The organism is Streptomyces sp. SID14436 (genome assembly GCF_010548465.1).
Lineage (GTDB): Bacteria > Actinomycetota > Actinomycetes > Streptomycetales > Streptomycetaceae > Streptomyces.
The window spans coordinates 1-1,160 of the sequence record NZ_JAAGMD010000819.1; the positions used below are offsets into that span (position 1 = coordinate 1).

The following is a 1,160-nucleotide window of genomic DNA, read 5'->3' on the forward strand; positions in this document are numbered from 1 at the left end:
CGGTTGTTCGCCCTGGTCACCGACCGGCCGCGCGGCTCCCGGCGCGCCGTGCCCGGCACCCCGGCCGACGCCGAGGCGGGCAGCCTCCGCTGGCTGCGGCACGTACTGGCCGAGGTCCGCACGCACGACCCGGGGCTGTACGCCGCCGCCGGCTGCCCGGCCCGCTCACCCGACCGGCTGCCGCGGTCCCTCGCGGAGGCCGTCGAGCTGCACCGGCTGATCACCACCGGCCGCCTCCCCCGGGGCACCGGCGCGGGGACCGTCCTGATGGAGGACGCCTGGGACACCGTCGTCGTCGAACGGGCCCGCGCCGCCGTCGGGATCGACTCCGGGCTCCTCGGCGGGCCGCTCGCGGTGCTGCGCGGCCACGACGAGGAGCACGGCACGCCGTACCTCGCGACCCTGGCGGCCTGGCTGGACCACTTCGGCGACCCGCAGAGCGCCGCACGGGTCCTGCGGGTGCACACCAACACCCTGCGCTACCGGCTCCGCAAGCTGGACGAGGTGGCCCCGGTCGACGTCTCGTCCCCCCGCACCCGGCTGGCTCTGCGGCTGCAACTCGCGGCGATGGACCAGATGCCCCCGCACGACGACGCCGGGGAGGGGCGGACACCGCCGGTCAGGTGATCCCGCCGCACCGGCCCCCGGTCCGCTCCCCGGCTCTCACGGGCCGTCACATCCCCCGGGCGCCCCGCCCGCTGAGCCGGGGACCGTGCCCGGTCCGCGCGGCAACCGGTCGACCCGGTGGAGGCGGCGAGGGAGCGCTCCGACCGGTCCCGTAGCACAGTAGGGAGCATGAACCGTCACCGACGCCCGCCCCGGCGTGCCCCGTGGATCGTGGGCGGCGCCGTCGCAGTCGCCCTCGGCGGCGTCGGTGTCGGCGTCTGGGCGTTGGTCTCGCAGGACGGCGACACCCCGAGCCCCAGTCCGTCGTCCTCGACGGACCTGACTCTGCCGACGCTGGACCCCCTGCCGACGTTCTCCTCACCCCCGGAGACGTCCGGTTCCGCCGAGCCGACGGAGGACGGCTCCCCCACCACCGGCGCGACGCCGAGCCGTTCACGCACGGCCGCGCCCACACCGGGCGAATCCGGCACGGCCCGCCGGACACCGGGCGCGCCGGACACCGCACGGCCGCCCGCCCCGACCACCCCGCCGCG

1 protein-coding gene and 1 pseudogene are annotated in these 1,160 nt (G+C 77.8%); both read left to right on the plus strand.

Annotation, left to right across the window (positions count from 1 at the left end; all coding sequences use genetic code 11):
• A partial coding sequence (locus G3I53_RS29960) for a helix-turn-helix domain-containing protein (RefSeq protein WP_164438965.1) occupies positions 1-627 on the plus strand: 627 nt, incomplete at its 5' end.
• Positions 628-795: 168 nt separating this feature from the next.
• Positions 796-1,160: pseudogene (locus G3I53_RS29965) on the plus strand (hypothetical protein); the annotation flags it as partial.